This is a genomic window from Pseudomonas sp. B21-059, assembly GCF_026016285.1.
Lineage (GTDB): Bacteria > Pseudomonadota > Gammaproteobacteria > Pseudomonadales > Pseudomonadaceae > Aquipseudomonas > Aquipseudomonas danubii.
Genome location: NZ_CP087201.1, coordinates 167,094 through 181,154 on the forward strand (window position 1 = coordinate 167,094; position 14,061 = coordinate 181,154).

The following is a 14,061-nucleotide window of genomic DNA, read 5'->3' on the forward strand; positions in this document are numbered from 1 at the left end:
AAATAATTCTTCTGCGCGATTGTCGATTCTGCCGAGCTGTCCGGGATACCCCATGAAAGCCGATCAAGACGCATTCTCATGGGGAGTTCAGGAATGCCTTACCAGACCACAGCATCCATTTTGACCCTGGGCACCGCTGCCCGCCGCCGCGCCTTTGTCGCGCTGCTGGCCATGGCCCCGGTGTTGCCTGGCATGGCCCAGGCCGACAGCGGCAGCCAGAGCCAGGCGCGGGACTACCAGATTGCCGCCGGCAATCTCGATCAGGTCCTGAATCGTTTCGCCAGTGCCGCGGGGATTCTCCTGTCGGTGGATGCGAGCATGACGGCCGGCAAGCACAGTGCCGGCCTGCATGGGCGCTACGAGGTCGCACAGGGCCTGCAGACGTTGCTCGCTGGCAGTGGTTTGCAGGCGGTGCAGACCGGGGCCAGTTGGGGCCTGCAACCCTTGGCCGAGAACGGCGCGCTGCAGCTGGCGCCGACCCGGATCGGCGCCACGCAGATGACCGAGGATGCCTGGGGCGCGGTGCCGGGAATCGTCGCCAAGCGCAGCGCCACCGGGAGCAAGACCGACTCGGCGCTGGTGGAGATTCCGCAGACCATCAACGTGATCGGCGCCAAGGAAATCAAGGCCCGCGGCGCCCAAAGCGTGACCGAAGCGCTGCTCTATACCCCGGGCATGACCGGCGGTGGCTTTTCTGACCGGGTGAAGATTTTCGACGAACCCACCTCCCGTGGTTTTTCCCCGACGCCGATGTACCTCGATGGCCTGCATTTGCCCTACGGCGGCGGCAGTACCGGCGGTGCCCTGCAGATCGATCCCTATGCCCTGGAGCGCATCGAAGTGCTCAAGGGCCCGGCCTCGGTGCTCTACGGGCAGAACCAGCCGGGCGGGATCGTCAACATGGTCAGCAAGCGGCCCACCGAAACCCCCTTGCATCAGCTGGTGCTGGAAGCCGGCAGCTATGACCACAAGAGCGTCGCCCTGGACCTGGGCGGCCCGCTGGATGAGCAGGGGCAGTTCCTCTATCGCCTGACCGGGCTGGCCAGCGACAGCCAGGACGCCGTCGATTACGTCCAGCGTCAGCGCCAGTTCATCGCCCCGAGCCTGACCTGGCGGCCCGATGACGACACCCAGCTGACGCTGTTCGCCCAGTATCAGAAGGACAATGACGTACCCGAGGCCCAGGGCCTGCCCAGCGTGGGCACGGTGTTCGCCAACCCCAATGGCAAGATCGACCGCGACCTGTTCCTCGGCGAGCCCGGGGTCAATGCCTATGACCGCGACCAGTTCGTCCTCGGCTACGAGTTCTCCCATCGCCTGAACGATGTCTGGACCCTGAAGCAGAACGCCCGCTACGCCGACGTCGATGACCGCTACCGCGCGCCGCTGCACGGCTACAAGTTCGTCAGCAATCCCAAGACCGGCCTCAACGACCAGCGCTACATGACCCGTTATGGTGTGGATTGGAAGCAGCACAACAAGGTCTATGGCGTGGATAGCATCGCCCAGGCCGAGTTCGACACCGGGCCTTTCAGTCACACCTTGGTGATGGGACTGGACTACTACCACTCCAACTCCAAGTTTCACGGCAAGTACGACTACAACCCGCCGATCCTCGACATGTTCACCCCCACTTACGGCCAGTCGCTGAATTTCGGCAACCCTTACCAGTGGGACAACACCATCATCCAGACCGGCCTGTATGTGCAGGACCAGATCAAGTACGAGAAGTGGGTGCTGGTGCTGGGCGGTCGCAACGACTGGGCGGAAACCGATAACAAGACGCCGCTCAACGGTGGTCATACCAACGCCAAGAGCCAGTCCTTCACCGGGCGCGGTGGGCTGGTGTACCTGTTCGACAATGGCCTGGCGCCCTTTGTCAGCTATTCGGAATCCTTCCTGCCCTTGAGTGGCACCAGCGTCGGGGGCAGCGCTTTCGAGCCGTCCAGCGGCAAGCAGTACGAAGTGGGGATGAAATACCAGCCGCCGGGCCAGGAGAGTTTTGTCCAGGTGTCGGCCTACCAGCTGGATCAGGAGAACATCCTGACCTCCGACCTGGCCAACCCCGGGTTCAGCATCCAGAGTGGCGCGGTGCGTTCCCGTGGCATCGAGCTGGAAGCCAAGGCCAGCCTCAGCGAATCGCTGGACGTGATTGCCTCGGCGTCACGCAACGACGTCAAGTACACCAAGGACAACGACGGGCGCGAAGGGCGTCACCCGGCCGGCATGCCGCCGCTGACCGCCTCGCTGTGGCTCAACTACACGATCCTTGGCGACACGCCGCTGGCGGGCCTGGGCGCAGGCGTCGGCACCCGCTACGTCAAGGGCAGCTATGGCACCGATTACGACGGCGCCTTCCAGATCCCGTCCTACACCGTGTACGACGCCAGCCTGAGCTACGACCTGGAAAAATCACCACTGCAATGGAAGGGCGTGAAGCTGGCACTGAACGTGAAGAACCTCACCGACAAGACCTACGTCGCCAAGTGCACCAGCATCTGGGACTGCTACTACGGTGAGGGGCGGACCATGGTGTCGAGTTTGACCTATGACTGGTAAGGGTCCATCAGGCTGATGAGCTGGAGCGTTGTGCGCTTTTGGTTTTTGCCGGCGCTGGCCTGTCAGCGAAGGTGTCCGCCAGACCGCCTTGCTCTCAAGGATTCTGTAAAAACACCACATAGCCCCTGAACCAGGGGCTATCGCGCAGCGCCTGGAGCTCCTGCCAGTCACCGCCCTGGATCAGGCCAACCTTGTAGGGCAGGCCCATGCGGTCCAGGCGCGGCAGGTAGCTGGCGTAGTTGGGGATGCTGCGGCGGCCCTGGTAGGTCTGCACCACCACTTCGTCCACCACGCCCTTGAGCTGGCTGATGGCTTGCGGGTCGGCGTTGCTGCCCCAGTCCATCAGGCCGGTGATGCTCAGGCGGTAGTGCGCCGGCAGGCGCTGGCGCAGGTCGCGCAGGAAGCTCGCATAGCGTTCGAGGTCGCGGGTGCTGCTGTCGAAGTCGATCTGGATGCCCATCACCGCGGTGCCCGTGGCATGCCAGCGCTGCACTTGGCCAAGCAATTGGCTATACAGCGACTCCGGCCAGGCCAGGGTGTGGGCGCGGTAGACCACCCAGACCTGCTCCTGGGGCAGTTGCGACACCGGCAGGCCCTGGGCGATGAGCTGGACGCCGCTGGCCGGATGGCGCCGCGAACGGCTGATCTGGCCCTGGAGGATGTACAGGGTCTTGGCCTGGGCCAGCACTGGCTGGGTCTTGACTCCACTCCACAGCCAGAAGGCGTCGTATTGCGCCGCGTCTACGGTGGCGCCTGCTGGTGCTGCCCAGTACAGGCACAGTGACAGCAGGCAGCCGGCCAGGCGTTTTGGATTCACCAGTAGTAACGCAGCGACTGGCCCCATTGGGTGTCCCCCAACTTGCCCTTGAGCTGGCGGAACCAGGCCTTGCGCACCGCCGGCTCGACGCCGGCGCCGCCACAACGGTTGTTGCCGGAGGAGGCGTAGCAGTAGATGGCCCGGTACAGGGCATAGGCGCGTTCGTCGCGGCTGGCCTTGGGGTTGTTGATCACCACTTGGTAGCCGTCGAGTCGCGAGAAAGGCTTGCCGGGGAAGGTGTCCTGGGTGCCACCCAGGGACTGGGCGTTCGGTGGCGTGTCCAGGGGCATCTGATCGAAGTTGTTCAGGCGCATGAACTCGCCGAGGCAGAGCAGCCCGGCCGGCGCTTTCGGGTCACGCTCAAGGAGCGCGGCCGTCTCCACCAGGCTCGGGCAACGGTAGTCCGGCTGTTGCTCTTCAGGCTGGGGACCATTCCAGCGGAAGTCGCGCAGTGGCGGCGTATCGAGGTAGATGTAGCCCAGGCTGGCGCCAAGGCTATCGTCGGGCAGGCTGGGCGGCAGTTGCTCGTAGTCTTTGCCGAAGGCCGCGTACTGGCCGCGGGTCAGGTCCTTGTACAGCAGGATAAAGCGCGCGGCGTTGCGCTCCGCTGGTGAGTCGGCCTGTTGGGCCTGCTGGCGCAGCAGTTTGGGCGAGGCCACCTGGCGCAGGAGAATGGCGCGCACCTGGGCGCTCTTGATCGGCGAGTCGGCGGCGAACACCTTGGCCAGTTGCCCGCTGCGCTCGTAGGTGTAGGCCAGGGCCAGTTCCAGCTGTTCGCGTTGCAGCGGTTGCTGGGCCAGGGGCAGCAGTTGCAGCCACAGCGCCTCGGCGCCTTTCCAGTCCTGTTGGGCCTGCAGGGCGAGGCCGCGCAGGGTCTGCTGGCTGAAGCTCAGGTAGTCCAGTTGCGATGGCAGTTGGCTGGGCAATTGTTTGAGCGCCGCCGCCGGTTGCTGTTCGACATACAGGCTGAAAGCGGCCTGGAGGTAGTCGAACAGCGCCGGCTGGCTGGCGAACAGGGCCTTCTGCTGTTGCAGGGCGTCCCGGGTCAGAGGCGCCGATGGCGCGTCGCGCATGCGCATCAGGTCCTTGACCGCCAGCAGCAGAGGGGCCTTGAAGTTGTCTTCGGGCAGGCTCAGCAGTTTGTAGTCGACTTCTTCCACCAAGTCGTCCAGAGGCATGTTGCGCGGGGTGCCGGGTGCCTGGGTCAGTTGCTCGGCGTAGTCATCGGCCAGGGCCTGGGTGTCGCCCTTCAGCCAGTGCACACGGCGGATCAGGCCTTTGGCGGATACGGCGTAACGGCCCTGTGGATAAGTCTTCAGGTAGGCCTCGAAACCGGCGCTGGCCTGTTGCAGGACGGGTTTGTCCACATGCTCCAGATTGACCATGCTCCATTCATCGAAGGCGTTCTGCTGGGCCAGGTTGAGCAGGGTGCGCGGGCTCATGTAGGCCGCGGTTTCGGCCAGCCAGGGCTGGGGATTGTCCTTGAGCGCGGCAAAACCGTTGCCGGCTTCGCTGAAGCGGCCGCTGTAGAAGTCGGCGGCGGCCTGCAGGTAGCGGGCGAACGCCTTGGCCGCCGCCGAGTTCAGGTTGCCCGGCAGCAGCTTGCTCATTTCGCTGGCGTTCCAGTCGCAGCTGGCCAGCAGTTGCACCCGGGCCTCGGCCAGGGCCTGGCGTTCTTCCGGGCTCAGCTGCGCCTGGTTGAGCTGCTCGACAAACGCCAGGGCACTGGCGTCCGAGTTGCTGCGGCAGCGGCTGCCTTCTCCGGAGAGAAAGCCGTCGCCGGCGGTTTTCTGGTTGGCGCGACGCAGGCCCACGGCCTGCAGCAGGCTGTCGAGCTGCTCGGTGGCGGGCGAGGGGCCGGGTTTGGGTGGGTTGCCAGTGGCGGGGTCGAGCTCGGGCTGCGCCGGGTGCAGGCGATAGTGCATGAAGGGCACGGGACCGTAGCCCATGCCTAGTTCATCCTGAATCAGGGGCCGGGGCGTCAGGGGCAGGCTGCCCTGGTCGGCCAGCAGCAGCCGCAGGTTGACCCGGCTGTCGTTGCCCGGGCTGAGAAAGGGCAGGTTGCTGCAACTGTCCAACTGGTTGGCGTAGAGCTTCCAGGTCGGTGAGCAGATGTCGTCCGAGCTGGCCTGGGCCAGGGCGGCAAACAAGGTGCCCAGGGCCAGGGTCAATGATGGAAGAAGACCGATACGCATGAATTGTCCTTAATTCGCAAAGCCGCGAGGGAGCACCTTGAAGATGGGCGAATCATACAGAAGGCCAGGAGGCACACCTATGCAGCCAGCGAAGATTCCGATGTTTTGCAACGGCTGTCGGGCCTGTATGGGCTTTGCGGTTTTCCAGGCAAAAGAAGATGCTGTGCCGGTCATTGCAGCCACGTCATGCGGGTGAGGGGAGCTGGGAATGGAATTTCGCAAAGCGCCGGATCTGGTCGGGCGTTTGTCGCCGCAGACGATGATGCAGCAGGGCGCTGGGCTGCAGCGGTTGGCCCGGCGGGTGCTGGAATACGGGTTGCTGCCGATCTTGCTGCTGGCCGCCGGCATCCGCTTCTATGACCTGACGGCGGCCGCCATCTGGGGCGACGAGGGTTCCAGTCTGTTGCTCAGCCAGTATTCCCTGATAGAGATCTGGCGGCATGCCGCGCGCGATGTCCACCCGCCGCTGTATTTCATGCTGCTGCATGGCTGGATCGCACTGTTTGGCGACGGCATTTTGTCGGTGCGAATGTTCAGCGCCGTGCCGGGGATTGTCACGGTGGGGTTGGGTGTCTGGCTGGTGGCGCTGCTGGCAGGCCGACGAGCGGCGATTCTCGCCGGGGTGCTCCTGGCGTTGCTGCCCACCGCCGTGCGCTACAGCCAGGAAGTGCGCATGTATGCCCTGCTGGGCATGTTGCTGCTGGGGGCGACCCTGGCCCTGGCGTACTGGGTACGCCAGCCTCGGCGCCGGCGCTACCTGCTGATCTACAGCCTGTTGTTGGCGCTGGCGTTCTACACCCATTACTTCACGGTGCTCTGTGTTCTGGCCCATTGGCTGTACCTGGCGCTATCGGGCGCCCGGGGCGAGGACGGTCGGCGGTTGCTTGGTCGGCCGGTCTGGTGGCTGGCCAATGCCCTGGTGGTGCTGTTGTACCTGCCCTGGGTTCCCGAGCTGCTGGAGCTGCTGCGGCACCTGGACGAGTTGAAGGTCGGTGGCGATGTGGGCTGGGAACCTGCGGTGACCTGGTCGTCCCTGCCGGCCATGGTCTGGCAGCTGTTGCTCCAGGACGAAGGCGATAGCCTGTCCTGGCCGCTGTTCGTGGGGTTGCCGCTGCTGATGCTGCTGGTCTGCCTGGTGCCCGCGTGGCGTGACGACTCGCGGACCCGGCTGGGTGGGCTGCTGGTCAGTTTTACCCTGGTGCCGCTGTTGCTGGTGTTTGCGGTGTCGTTCATTTCCCCGGTGTTCATCGAACGCTACTTGACGGCCTATGCCCTGGGCCTGCCGTTGATCGTGGCAATGGTCATCGACCGCTGGCTGCGCACCGCGCGACTGCTGGCTCTGGCCCTGTTGTTGGTCTTCGTGGGGATCGAAGCCCAGGGGCTGCGAAACAACACCGATGTCGACGTCAACGACCAGATCAGCGTGATGGTGGATTACGTCAACACCCACTACGCCCCGGGCGACCGCATCGTCATCAGCGACATGCTCTGGTACTTGAGCTACGTCTACTACAACCGCACCGATGCTCAGCCGTTGCTGTACACGCCGCCGTTGCCAGGGGGCGCCTCCGGCAGGCCGAACGCCTATGGTTTCGGCACCCTGATCGACCAACCGGATGAGGTCTACCTGGATCAACTGGGCTCGTTGCCGGTGGGCAGCGGTCGGATCTGGCTGGTGGGTACCGACGATCAACCCGAGGAGTTCGCGCCCTTGCCGGCCGGCTGGCACACAGTCAGCGAGTTCGCCGCAGGCAGCACCCGGGCCCGACTGTTTGTCATGTGCGCCTCTGTGACAGCGCTATGCAGCTCGCGCTGAGTGCGTTGAATGCCGTTCGGAAGTTGCGCGGTGCGGCAACCCTGGCCCGACCTAGACTCATTTGAGGGAACGTCAACCTGCCGCCTCGAACCGGTTTCGGGGCACCGAGGTGCATCATGCGTATGGCAAGAACCGTGCAACGCAGCCTGGAGCTGGCGCATTGCGAATTTGACCTGATAACTCACCCTCACTCGGCCAGCAGCCTGGAGACCGCACGTGTGGCGGGGGTTCCCGCGCAGCGGCTGGCCAAGTCGGTGATTCTCGACGATCACCACGGTCACTACCTGATGGCGGTATTGCCCGCCAGCCGTCATCTGGATTTGAGCAAGGTCCGCGGCAGCGGTGAATGGCAGATCACCCGGGAAAGCACCCTGGCCCATCTGTTCAACGACTGCGAGCGCGGCGCGGTGCCGGCTCTTGGCGAATCCTATGGCCTGGATGTCGTCATCGACCCCTGCCTGACCCGGCAGAAAGACATCTATCTGGAGGCCGGCAATCACCACAACCTGGTGCACATGAGCATGGCTGAGTATCTGAAAATGGTGCCCCACGCCCAGGTTTGCGAAGTGTCTCACTGATCAGGAGTCAGACCATGGAATCACCGACCCACAATCTGCCGGCGCTGTTCAAGCAACTGGGGCTGGCTGATGACCCGGTGAGCATTGATCGATTCATCGCGACCCATTCCCCGCTGAAACCGGAGTTGCACCTGGCGGACGCGTTCTTCTGGAGCAAGAGCCAGGCGGATTTCCTGCGCACGGAACTGCTCGACGATGCGGACTGGGCGGAGGTGGTGGATCAGTTGGATGTGTTGTTGCGCAGGGGGCGAGGGGGCTAGCTCAGCGGTGGCCATTGGCGAGAAGTGTGTACCAGGGTCAGTATCCAGATCCTGTCTTGGTCGATCTGATAGACCAAGCGATAGCTGGGGTGGGGAATCAGCTCGCGGGTTCCGACCACCAGCCCCACAGATCCGATATGTGGATTGAGGATCAGGTGTTCGACGCAGTCGCTAAAGCGCCTGTCCATCTCAACGGCCGCCCTTGGGTTGAGGGCGTACAGGTAATCCCAGATGTCCGAGCGGTCCTTCACGGCTTCTGGAACCCAGGCGATGTTCATTCGGGCCTCGATGCCTTGGCGCGTCTGGCAGCGAACTCGGCTTCTATGTCTTCATGGCTGTGCCCGCGTTGAGCTTCCACCGAGGCTCGGGCGAGCTTAATTTTCTGCTGCAGAAATGCCTCGTACTCCCGGGATTCGTGCTGCTTCTGGACGAAATCGCGCATCATTTCGCGAATGATCTGCGAGGCCGGACGGTGGCAGGCTTGTGCTTCCGCCATGAACTGATCCCGCAGTTCAGTTTCGAGTTTCATGGTAAAGACGGCGTGCTTTGGCATGAGCGTTCTCCGCAAAAAGTCATGAAAAAGTATATACCTTTTCAGTATCTGCTCTGGCTGGAAGCGGATCAGCAGGATGCTTGGGCTGGGTAATTGTTACAAAACTTGACTGGATTTATCCGTGGATGCCATATTGATAGTTAGCAAACTAACAGTGTGCGAACCATCTAGTGTCCAACTCCCTTGAATCACTCCACATGAACATCAGCAGTGGCATGGTGGTCGCGTCCCGGCATTGGCGGCGTATCTGCCAGACCACCCTGGTCAACTTTGGCATCTCCGAAGCCTGTGCGGTGCCCCTGTTGATGATCGGGCGCCTGGGCGAGGGCGTGCGTCAGGTCACGGTGGCCCAGGCCGCGGGGATGGAAAGCCCATCCCTGGTGCGTTTGCTGGATCAACTGTGCAGCGCCGGCTACGTGTGCCGCAGTGAAGACCCCAACGATCGCCGGGCCAAATGCCTGAGCCTGACCGACAGCGGCCGCGAGCTGGTGCACGCCGTGGAGAGCGAGTTGGTGCGCCTGCGCCATGAAGTCCTCGAAGGCATCAGTAGCAGCGACCTGGAAGCGGCACTGCGGGTGATTCGCGCCTTCGAGTCCGCCAGCCATGTACCGGTGCTGCCATCTTGAAAGGCTTTTTCACCGGCATGCCCCCCGCGCGGGACTGGTTCTACGGTGTACGCACCTTCGCCGCCTCAATGATCGCGCTGTACATCGCCATGCTGATGCAGATGCCGCGTCCCTATTGGGCCATGGCCACGGTGTACATCGTCTCCAGCCCCTTTGTCGGCCCCACCAGTTCCAAGGCGCTGTATCGGGCGGTCGGTACCTTTCTTGGCGCGGCGGCTGCGGTGCTGCTGGTGCCGATGTTCGTGCAGAGCCCCTATCTGCTGGTGCTGATCATCGCCCTGTGGACCGGGATCTTGCTGTTCCTGTCCATGCATTTGCGCACTGCCAACAACTACGCCCTGATGCTGGCCGGCTACACCTTGCCGCTGATTGCCCTGCCGGTGGTGGACAACCCTCTGGCGGTGTGGGATGTGGCCGAGGCACGAACCGAGGAAATCTTCCTCGGCATCATTTGCGCTGCGGTCATCGGCAGCCTGTTCTGGCCCCGGCGGCTGGCCCCGGTGTTCGTCGATTCCACCAGCAAGTGGTTCGCCGATGCCGCGCGCTACAGCCAGCGCTTCCTGGCCCGCAACGTCCAGCCTGAAGAAGTCAGCGCTTTGCGCACGTCGATGGTGGGCACCTTCAACACCCTGGAGTTGATGATCGGCCAGTTGCCCCACGAAGGCGCCCGGCCGCAGACGGTGCGCAACACCAAGGAACTGCGCGGGCGGATGATCCACCTGCTGCCGGTGGTGGATGCCCTGGATGACGCCCTGGTCGCCCTGGAGCGGCGTACCCCGGAGCGGGTGGCGCAATTTGCCCCCTTGCTGGCCAAGGCCGATGAATGGCTGCAAGACACTGCCCGGGACGCTTCGGTGGAACGCTGGCAAGCCCTGCGCGATGAGCTTGAAGCCCTGCAGCCGAGCGCAGAAGCCCTGGATGACCGGCACCAGTTGCTGCTGTCCAACGCCCTGTACCGCCTCGGCGAGTGGATCGACTTGTGGCAGGACTGCCGCAGCCTGCAGCACGCCATCCAGAGCGAAAGTCAGGACACCTGGCGCGCGGTCTACCGGCATTGGCGCCTGGGCCGGCTGACGCCCTTTCTCGACCGCGGGCTGATGCTGTACTCGGCGGGCTCGACGGTGCTCGCAATCATCGTCGCCTCGGTGCTGTGGATACTCCTGGGCTGGACCGACGGCGGCAGCGCGGTGATCCTCGCGGCGGTGGCCTGCAGCTTCTTCGCCTCCATGGACGACCCGGCCCCGCAGATCTACCGGTTCTTTTTCTGGACTGCGATGTCGGTGCTGTTCGCCAGCCTCTACCTGTTCCTGATCCTGCCCAACCTGCATGACTTCCCCATGCTGGTGCTGGCCTTTGCCGTGCCCTTCATCTGCGTCGGCACCCTGACGGTGCAACCGCGGTTCTACCTGGGCATGCTCCTGACCATCGTCAACACCTCGTCCTTCATCAGCATCCAGGGCGCCTACGACGCGGACTTCCTGAGTTTTGCCAACGCCAACCTGGCCGGGCCCATGGGCCTGCTGTTTGCCTTTGTCTGGACCCTGATCGCCCGGCCGTTCGGTTCGGAGCTGGCGGCCAAGCGCCTGACCCGTTTCAGCTGGCGCGACATCGTCAGCCTCTCCGAGCCGGCAACCCTGGCCGAGCACCGGCACATGGGCGCGCAGATGCTCGACCGGCTGATGCAGCACCTGCCGCGCCTGGCCATGACCGGCCAGGACACCGGCGCCGCCCTGCGGGAGTTGCGCGTGGCGCTCAATGTCCTGGACCTGCAGGCCTACGCGCCACGGGTGCAAGGACAGGCCCAGACCCTGCTGCGCCGGGTGGTGGCCGAGGTCGGCGAATACTTCAAGGCCTGCCTCAAGGCCGGTGAGCGCCTGCCCGCACCCAGTGCGTTGCTGATGACCCTGGATCGCACTCGGCGAGCGCTCAACAGCCAGGGCCTGCAAGGCGACGACGAAACCCGCCTGCACCTGCTGCACGCCCTCAGTGGCCTGCGCCTGGCGCTGCTGCCGGGGGTGGAATTCGTCGCCACCGGCGAGCTTGAACAACCCCTTCCCCATGGCATTGATGGAGCGCCCTTGTGATCGGTGATCTGGATATCAGCGGGGTGTTCCTGCCCACGCTGCTGGTGCTGATGGGCATCACCTATGGCTTGTACCTGTTGGTGCACGGGGTGCTGACGCGCTTGCACTTTTATCGCCTGGTCTGGCACCGGGCGCTGTTCAACGTGGGTCTCTACGCGCTGCTGCTGGGCGCGGTGGACTCTCTCAGTCGATACCTGATGACATGAAAAAACCTTTATTGACCATTGGTCGTGTGGTCCTGACGTTACTGGTGGTGACCTTCGCGGTCGTGGTGGTCTGGCGCATGGTGATGTACTACATGTTCGCGCCCTGGACCCGGGACGGGCACATCCGCGCCGATATCGTGCAGATCGCCCCGGACGTGTCCGGGCTGATCCAGCAGGTGCAGGTGCGCGACAACCAACTGGTCAAGCGCGGCCAGGTGCTGTTCAGCATCGACCAGGACCGCTTCAAGCTGGCCCTGCGTCAAGCCAAGGCGGCCCTGGCCGACCGCCAGGAAACCCTGGCCCAGGCCCAGCGCGAGGCCAAGCGCAACCGTGGCCTGGGCAACCTGGTGCCGCGCGAGCAACTGGAAGAGAGCCAATCCCGCGAGGCCCGCGCCCAGTCGGCCCTGGCCGAGGCCCAGGTGGCGGTGGACAGCGCCCAGCTCAACCTCGACCGCTCGGTGGTGCGCAGCCCGGTGGACGGTTACGTCAACGACCGCGCGCCGCGGACTCAGGAATTCGTCACCGCCGGGCGCCCGGTGCTGTCGGTGGTGGACAGCAACTCCTTTCATATCGATGGTTACTTCGAAGAAACCAAGCTCGACGGCATTCATGTTGGTCTGGCGGTGGACATCCGTGTGATCGGCGACCGCGCGCGGCTGCGCGGGCATGTGGAAAGTATCGTCGCCGGGATCGAGGACCGTGACCGCAGCAGCGGTTCCAACCTGTTGCCCAACGTCAACCCGGCCTTCAGCTGGGTGCGGTTGGCCCAGCGGATTCCGGTGCGCATCGCCTTCGATGAGGTGCCGGCGGACTTCCGCATGATCGCCGGACGTACCGCCACGGTGTCGATCCTCGACGACCAGGCCAAGCGGGAGCCCGGCCAATGAACAGCGGCGCACGTTTGGCCCTGGCCGGACTCGGCCTGCTGCTCTCGGCCTGTCAGATGGTCGGGCCGGATTACCGTCTGCCCAAGGACGCGGCGCTGCAACGCCAGGACCTGCAGGGCCAATTGACCGCCCAGGGCGCCAATGTGGTGTCGGCGCCGGTGCCCGCCGACTGGTGGCGCCTGTACCAGGACCCGCGTCTGGACCAGTTGGTGCAGCAGGCCCTGGCCTCCAACACCGACTTGCGCGTGGCCGCGGCCAACCTGGCCCGGGCCCGGGCTCAGGTGGATGAGGCCCAGGCAGCCGGTGGCTGGAGCGGTGGGGTCAAGGCCGGGGTCGAGCGCCTGCAGGAGTCTGGCGAAGCCTTCCTGCTGCCGGAAAAAGTACCGGTGGCCAACGTCGGCAACCTGTCCATCAGCACCTCTTACCAGTTCGACCTGTTTGGCACCCTGCAACGCGGCATCGAAGCGGCCCAGGCCAATGCCGATGCCACCCAGGCGGCGGCCGATACCGCGCGCATCACCCTGGTGGCGGACGTGGTGCGGGCCTACACCCAGGTCTGCGCGGCCAACGAGGAGCGGGAAATCGCCGAACACTCCCTGCGCCTGCAAGCCCAGAGCACCGAACTGACCCAGCGCCTGCGCGATGCCGGGCGCGGCGACGAAACCCAGGTCACCCGCTCCCAGACCCAGTTCAAATCCCTGCGCGCCGAGTTGCCGCGCTATGAAGCCGCACGCCAATCGGGGCTGTTTCGCCTGTCGATGCTGCTGGCCAAACCGCTGGATCAACTGCCCGCCGGCACCGGCACGTGCGCCGAGTTACCGCACATCGCCCAGCTGTTGCCGGTGGGCGATGGCGCGGCGCTGCTCAAGCGTCGTCCCGATGTACGGCAGGCCGAGCGCCAACTGGCCGCCGCCACCGCGCGCATCGGCGTGGCCACCGGGGCCCTGTACCCGGACATCAGCATTGGCGCGACGGTCGGCACCGTGGGCATCCTCGACAACCTCGGCAAGCCCTCCACCAACCGCTGGGGCTTTGGTCCGCTGATCAGCTGGACGGTGCCGGCCAACGGCGCCCGTGAGCGCATTCATGAGGCCGAAGCGGCGAGCCAGGGCGCCCTGGCCCATTTCGACGGAGTCGTGCTCAACGCCATTCGTGAAACCCAGACCGGCCTGGCCCAGTACAGCGCCCAGCTGCAACGCCGCGAGGCCCTGGCGGATGCCGAGCAGTCGGCGCAACTGGCGGCGGACCAGACTCACCGTTTCTTCCAGGCCGGGCGCGCTTCCTTCCTCGCCGACCTGCAAGCCACCCGCACCTACACCGATATGCGCGCGCAACTGGCGGCGGCCAACACCCAGGTGGCGATGAGCCAGATCGATCTATTCCTGGCCCTGGGCGGCGGTTGGGAAAGCGGACGAACGCAAGGCTCGCAACCCGCGAAACCCTGAGGCCGTTGCTATGCTTTGATCTGTTGGAAACGTCC

At 64.5% G+C, this 14,061-nt stretch carries 13 protein-coding genes; 9 read left to right on the forward strand and 4 right to left on the reverse strand.

Annotated elements, in window-relative coordinates; all coding sequences use genetic code 11:
* Positions 1 to 93: 93 nt before the first annotated feature.
* Entirely contained in the window at positions 94 to 2,559 is a 2,466-nt protein-coding gene (locus LOY69_RS00720) for a TonB-dependent siderophore receptor (protein ID WP_110597169.1), read from the forward strand.
* 94 nt (positions 2,560 to 2,653) lie between these two features.
* On the opposite strand, the gene LOY69_RS00725 is transcribed toward LOY69_RS00720, so the two are convergent.
* Together LOY69_RS00725 and LOY69_RS00730 are read right to left on the reverse strand one after the other, a co-directional pair.
* On the reverse strand, positions 2,654 to 3,403 hold the full coding sequence (locus LOY69_RS00725; protein WP_265073999.1) for a DUF3142 domain-containing protein: 750 nt from the start codon (positions 3,401 to 3,403) through the stop codon (positions 2,654 to 2,656).
* Entirely contained in the window at positions 3,373 to 5,571 is a 2,199-nt protein-coding gene (locus tag LOY69_RS00730) for an outer membrane assembly lipoprotein YfiO (protein ID WP_265074000.1), read from the reverse strand. Before LOY69_RS00730 ends, LOY69_RS00725 begins: the two co-directional genes overlap by 31 nt.
* Before the next feature lie 208 nt (positions 5,572 to 5,779).
* On the opposite strand from LOY69_RS00730, the gene LOY69_RS00735 reads away from it, so the two are divergent.
* The 3 genes from LOY69_RS00735 (at position 5,780) to LOY69_RS00745 (ending at position 8,225) form a co-directional block, all read left to right on the forward strand.
* Positions 5,780 to 7,387: a glycosyltransferase family 39 protein gene (locus LOY69_RS00735; RefSeq protein WP_413787138.1), complete on the forward strand. Its 1,608-nt coding sequence runs from the start codon at positions 5,780 to 5,782 to the stop codon at positions 7,385 to 7,387.
* 116 nt (positions 7,388 to 7,503) lie between these two features.
* Complete coding sequence (locus LOY69_RS00740) at positions 7,504 to 7,965, forward strand: aminoacyl-tRNA deacylase (protein WP_102882672.1); 462 nt, start codon at positions 7,504 to 7,506, stop codon at positions 7,963 to 7,965.
* Between the two features lie 14 nt (positions 7,966 to 7,979).
* Positions 7,980 to 8,225 (forward strand): DUF2789 domain-containing protein, encoded by a 246-nt coding sequence (locus tag LOY69_RS00745; RefSeq protein WP_102882673.1) that lies wholly within the window; start codon positions 7,980 to 7,982, stop codon positions 8,223 to 8,225.
* On the opposite strand, the gene LOY69_RS00750 is transcribed toward LOY69_RS00745, so the two are convergent.
* Positions 8,222 to 8,503, reverse strand: a complete 282-nt coding sequence (locus tag LOY69_RS00750; RefSeq protein ID WP_102882674.1) for a type II toxin-antitoxin system RelE/ParE family toxin — start codon at positions 8,501 to 8,503, stop codon at positions 8,222 to 8,224. The two genes, LOY69_RS00745 and LOY69_RS00750, sit on opposite strands and share 4 nt — an antisense overlap.
* The gene (locus LOY69_RS00755) at positions 8,500 to 8,778 is read right to left on the reverse strand and encodes an antitoxin of toxin-antitoxin stability system (RefSeq protein ID WP_265074001.1); all 279 of its coding nucleotides are present in this window, start codon (positions 8,776 to 8,778) and stop codon (positions 8,500 to 8,502) included. The genes LOY69_RS00750 and LOY69_RS00755 overlap by 4 nt, the downstream gene beginning before the upstream one ends.
* A gap of 197 nt (positions 8,779 to 8,975) precedes the next feature.
* Here LOY69_RS00755 and LOY69_RS00760 point away from each other — a divergent pair, with 197 nt between their 5' ends.
* The 5 genes from LOY69_RS00760 to LOY69_RS00780 are packed head-to-tail and all read left to right on the forward strand — an operon-like array spanning position 8,976 to position 14,026.
* Complete coding sequence (locus LOY69_RS00760) at positions 8,976 to 9,404, forward strand: MarR family winged helix-turn-helix transcriptional regulator (RefSeq protein ID WP_110595253.1); 429 nt, start codon at positions 8,976 to 8,978, stop codon at positions 9,402 to 9,404.
* Positions 9,401 to 11,488 carry an FUSC family protein gene (locus LOY69_RS00765; protein ID WP_265074002.1) on the forward strand — a complete coding sequence of 696 codons (2,088 nt, stop codon included), beginning with the start codon at positions 9,401 to 9,403 and terminating at the stop codon, positions 11,486 to 11,488. Before LOY69_RS00760 ends, LOY69_RS00765 begins: the two co-directional genes overlap by 4 nt.
* Positions 11,485 to 11,694 carry a DUF1656 domain-containing protein gene (locus LOY69_RS00770; protein WP_011058538.1) on the forward strand — a complete coding sequence of 70 codons (210 nt, stop codon included), beginning with the start codon at positions 11,485 to 11,487 and terminating at the stop codon, positions 11,692 to 11,694. Before LOY69_RS00765 ends, LOY69_RS00770 begins: the two co-directional genes overlap by 4 nt.
* On the forward strand, positions 11,691 to 12,581 hold the full coding sequence (locus tag LOY69_RS00775; RefSeq protein ID WP_265074003.1) for an HlyD family secretion protein: 891 nt from the start codon (positions 11,691 to 11,693) through the stop codon (positions 12,579 to 12,581). Before LOY69_RS00770 ends, LOY69_RS00775 begins: the two co-directional genes overlap by 4 nt.
* Positions 12,578 to 14,026, forward strand: a complete 1,449-nt coding sequence (locus tag LOY69_RS00780; protein WP_102882679.1) for an efflux transporter outer membrane subunit — start codon at positions 12,578 to 12,580, stop codon at positions 14,024 to 14,026. Before LOY69_RS00775 ends, LOY69_RS00780 begins: the two co-directional genes overlap by 4 nt.
* Positions 14,027 to 14,061 lie beyond the last annotated feature (35 nt).

Excerpts from the sequence above, each read along its gene's own strand:
- LOY69_RS00720 (WP_110597169.1), top strand. The coding sequence starts at position 94 with ATGCCTTACCAGACCACAGCATCCATTTTGACCCTGGGCACCGCTGCC.
- LOY69_RS00725 (WP_265073999.1), bottom strand. The coding sequence starts at position 3,403 with ATGGGGCCAGTCGCTGCGTTACTACTGGTGAATCCAAAACGCCTGGCC.
- LOY69_RS00730 (WP_265074000.1), bottom strand. The coding sequence starts at position 5,571 with ATGCGTATCGGTCTTCTTCCATCATTGACCCTGGCCCTGGGCACCTTG.
- LOY69_RS00735 (WP_413787138.1), top strand. The coding sequence starts at position 5,780 with ATGGAATTTCGCAAAGCGCCGGATCTGGTCGGGCGTTTGTCGCCGCAG.
- LOY69_RS00740 (WP_102882672.1), top strand. The coding sequence starts at position 7,504 with ATGCGTATGGCAAGAACCGTGCAACGCAGCCTGGAGCTGGCGCATTGC.
- LOY69_RS00745 (WP_102882673.1), top strand. The coding sequence starts at position 7,980 with ATGGAATCACCGACCCACAATCTGCCGGCGCTGTTCAAGCAACTGGGG.
- LOY69_RS00750 (WP_102882674.1), bottom strand. The coding sequence starts at position 8,503 with ATGAACATCGCCTGGGTTCCAGAAGCCGTGAAGGACCGCTCGGACATC.
- LOY69_RS00755 (WP_265074001.1), bottom strand. The coding sequence starts at position 8,778 with ATGCCAAAGCACGCCGTCTTTACCATGAAACTCGAAACTGAACTGCGG.
- LOY69_RS00760 (WP_110595253.1), top strand. The coding sequence starts at position 8,976 with ATGAACATCAGCAGTGGCATGGTGGTCGCGTCCCGGCATTGGCGGCGT.
- LOY69_RS00775 (WP_265074003.1), top strand. The coding sequence starts at position 11,691 with ATGAAAAAACCTTTATTGACCATTGGTCGTGTGGTCCTGACGTTACTG.
- LOY69_RS00780 (WP_102882679.1), top strand. The coding sequence starts at position 12,578 with ATGAACAGCGGCGCACGTTTGGCCCTGGCCGGACTCGGCCTGCTGCTC.